Here is a 3,203-nt window from a genome sequence, read left to right as displayed (position 1 = left end):
CGGGCACGTCCTCGTCGTCGGCCGACCGGGCGGGCCGTCGTTCCGGCGGTCCGAGATCGCCCGGCTGGGGTATCTCACCGGGATCCTGCGGTCTCTCAACGCCGGCTGACCCGACGCGCCCCGGCTGACCCGGCTCACGTCGGTCCTCCGACATACGCGGCCCCTGTGCCCGCGTCCCGAAGGGTTGCGCGGACGGTTGGGTCCCGACACGCAGCGCACCCGGGCAGGCGATCAGTCGGCGGCGCCCCCGGGATCGGCGGGCTCGGGGTCGGCCCCGTCTTCGTCCTCCCGCGCCGGGCCGTTCTCCAACAGCTCCACGAAGCCGGCCTCGTCGAGGATGGTCAGCCCCAGCTCCTCAGCCTTGGCCGCCTTCGACCCCGGGTTGTCCCCCACAACCACGTAGTCGGTCTCTTTGGACACCGATCCCGAGGCCTTGCCACCGCGAGCGATGATCGCCTCCTTGATCCCGTCGCGGGTGAACCCCTCCAGGGATCCGGTCGCCACGATGGTCAGGCCCTCGAGGGTGCGCGGGATCGACGCGTCCCGTTCATCGGCCATCGAGACGCCCGAGGCCGCCCACCGGTCGACGATCTCGCGATGCCAGTCCACATCGAACCACTCCACCACCGAGGCCGCGATGGTCGCGCCGACGCCGTCCGTCTCCGCCAGCTCCACCTCCGAGGCGGCGCGGATGTCCTCCATGGTGCCGAACCGGGTGGCCAACGCGCGTGCGGCGGTCGGCCCGACGTGGCGGATCGACAACGCGACGAGCACCCGCCACAGTGGCCGGTCCCTCGCCGTCTCGAGATTCGCCAGCAGCTTGCGGCCGTTCTCGGTGAGCACGGTTCGCTCCGGCTCGGCGCCCTCCTCGACCTGCTTGCGTGTCGCCTTGTCCAGTCGGGTGTAGAGGGAGGTGCGGAGGAGGTCCGCCTCGGTGAGGTCGAACAGACCGGCCTCGTTGTCCAGCACCCCGCTGGCGAGGAGATCGGAGGATCCCTCGTAGCCGAGCGCCTCGATGTCGAGCGCGTTGCGCGATGAGAGGTAGAACAGGCGTTCGCGGAGCTGTGCGGGACAGGACCGCTGGTTCGGACAACGCCAGTCCGCGTCCCCCTCCTTCGCCGGCGCCAGGACGGTCTCACACTCGGGGCAGCGCTCGGGGAAGACGAACTCGCGCTCGGTCCCGTCCCGGCGCTCCACCACCGGGCCGAGGACCTCCGGGATGACGTCCCCGGCCTTGCGGATCACCACGGTGTCACCGATCAGAACACCCTTGCGCTTGACCTCGGTCTGGTTGTGCAGGGTCGCGAGCGAGACCGTGGAGCCGGCGACGAGCACCGGCTCCATGTGGGCGAACGGTGTGACCCGCCCGGTACGACCCACGGAGACACGGATGTCGAGCAACTCGGTCATGACCTCCTCGGGCGGGTACTTGTAGGCGATCGCCCACCGCGGTGCCCGCGACGTCTGACCGAGTCGACGCTGGACGGCCCGGTCGTCGATCTTCACCACGAGGCCGTCGATCTCGTGCTCGGGGTCGTCCCGGTGTTCGCCCCAGTACCGCATCCGCTCGAGTACCTCGTCGACCCCGGTCGCCGGGGCGGTGTGGGGAGAGACGGGCAGGCCCCAGTCCGCAAGCGCGAGATAGACGTCGTGGAGGCTGTCGAAGGTCGCTCCCTCGACCGCGCCGAGGCCGTGACAGTACATCCCGAGGCGGCGCTGGGCGGTGATCGCCGGGTTCTTCTGCCGCAGTGACCCGGCCGCGCTGTTGCGGGGATTGGCGAACGGTGGCTTGCCGTCGGCGACGAGCCGCGCGTTGAGGTCGGCGAAGTCCTCGAGCCGGAAGAACACCTCTCCCCTGACCTCGAGCAACGCGGGGACGGGGCGGTCCTTCGTCGGGGTGAGCGTGACCGGGATGTCGTCGATCGTCCGGGCGTTGAGCGTGACGTCCTCGCCCGTTCGACCGTCCCCGCGGGTGGCCGCGCTGACCAACCTCCCCTCGCGGTAGACCAGATCCAGTGCGACGCCGTCGATCTTGACCTCGCACAGGAACCGCAGGTCCTCCGCGGGGATGTGAGCCTGTTCGACCGCCGAGGCCACCCACGCGCGCAGCTCCTCCTCGGAGAACACGTTATCCAGGCTCGTCATCCGCTGAAGGTGTTCGACCGGCGCGAAATCGGTGGAGAAGCCACCGCCGACGAGCTGTGTCGGGGAGTCCGCCGTCCGCAGTCCGGGGTGGAGTTCCTCCAGCGCCTCCAGGTCGTGGAACAGCCTGTCGAACTCGGCGTCGGAGACGATGGGGGCGTCCTTGACGTAGTAGCGGAACTGGTGATCCCGCACCGTCTCCGCGAGGTCGGTCCACTCCTGTCGTACCTCCGGGGGGATGTCCCCGGTGCCGACGGGCTCGTTGCTTCGACTCGCTTGGCTCACGAGGTCAGGGTAATGCGACATGGGCCCGGCGTGTCGGGGCGCTGGCCTACGGTGACCGCATGAACCCAGAGATCATCACCTCCGTCTCACTCGACCGGAACCGACTGCTGGCCTTCGACCTCGAGACCACCGGGCCCGATCCCCGTACCGCGCATGTCGTCACCTCGGCCCTCGTCGCGATCGACGGGCCCCGCAAGGTGGAACTCAGCTGGATGGCCGATCCGGGCATCGACATCCCGGAGGGCGCCACGGCCGTGCACGGGATCACCACCGCCCAGGCCAGGCAGCACGGGAGGCCGCATGCGGAGGTGGTGGCCGAGACCATCGCCGGGGTCCGCGCGGGTTGGCGGGAGGGGCGGACCCTGGTGGTGTTCAACGCCGCGTACGACCTCACCATCCTCAGGAGATGGGACCCCTCGTTCGAGGTGCTCGGCCCGGTCCTCGACCCCTACGTCGTCGACCGGGCGATCGACCCCTACCGCAGGGGCAAGCGGACCCTCGAGGCCCTGTGCGCCCACCACGGCGTGCGGTTGGACGATGCGCACGAGGCCGCGGCCGATGCGCTCGCGGCGGCCCGCCTGGCGTGGAAGCTGCTCGGCTCGCTGCCCGACCTGGCCAGCGCGGACTGGCGCGCGGTCAACGCGCAGCAGGCGCAGTGGCACGAGACGCGCCAACGCGACTTCGCGGCCTACCTGGAGCAGTCGGGCAAGGACGCCTCGGATGTCAACACGCGGTGGCCGATCGCCGTCACCTAGGAGACTGCTGAACAAGCTGTG

General features: G+C 70.2%; 2 protein-coding genes and 1 pseudogene. 2 read left to right on the top strand and 1 reads right to left on the bottom strand.

The features are described 5' to 3' along the window. Positions 1-109 (top strand): annotated as a pseudogene (locus G6018_RS17260) (amino acid-binding protein); the annotation flags it as partial. Between the two features lie 122 nt (positions 110-231). Here the strand turns inward: G6018_RS17260 and ligA are convergent. Continuing rightward, a complete protein-coding gene (ligA, locus tag G6018_RS03805; protein ID WP_182638789.1) occupies positions 232-2,427 on the bottom strand; it encodes an NAD-dependent DNA ligase LigA in 2,196 nt (731 codons plus the stop codon). Between the two features lie 59 nt (positions 2,428-2,486). Here ligA and G6018_RS03800 point away from each other — a divergent pair, with 59 nt between their 5' ends. Further along, entirely contained in the window at positions 2,487-3,182 is a 696-nt protein-coding gene (locus G6018_RS03800) for an exonuclease domain-containing protein (RefSeq protein ID WP_182638787.1), read from the top strand. Positions 3,183-3,203 lie beyond the last annotated feature (21 nt).

This window comes from Dietzia sp. DQ11-44 (assembly GCF_014145205.1).
GTDB lineage: Bacteria > Actinomycetota > Actinomycetes > Mycobacteriales > Mycobacteriaceae > Dietzia > Dietzia natronolimnaea.
This window is presented reverse-complemented; position numbering and strand designations above follow the sequence as displayed.

Bases quoted from the DNA above. Each gene is read 5' to 3' on its own strand.
- G6018_RS03800 (WP_182638787.1), top strand. From the start codon at position 2,487: ATGAACCCAGAGATCATCACCTCCGTCTCACTCGACCGGAACCGACTG.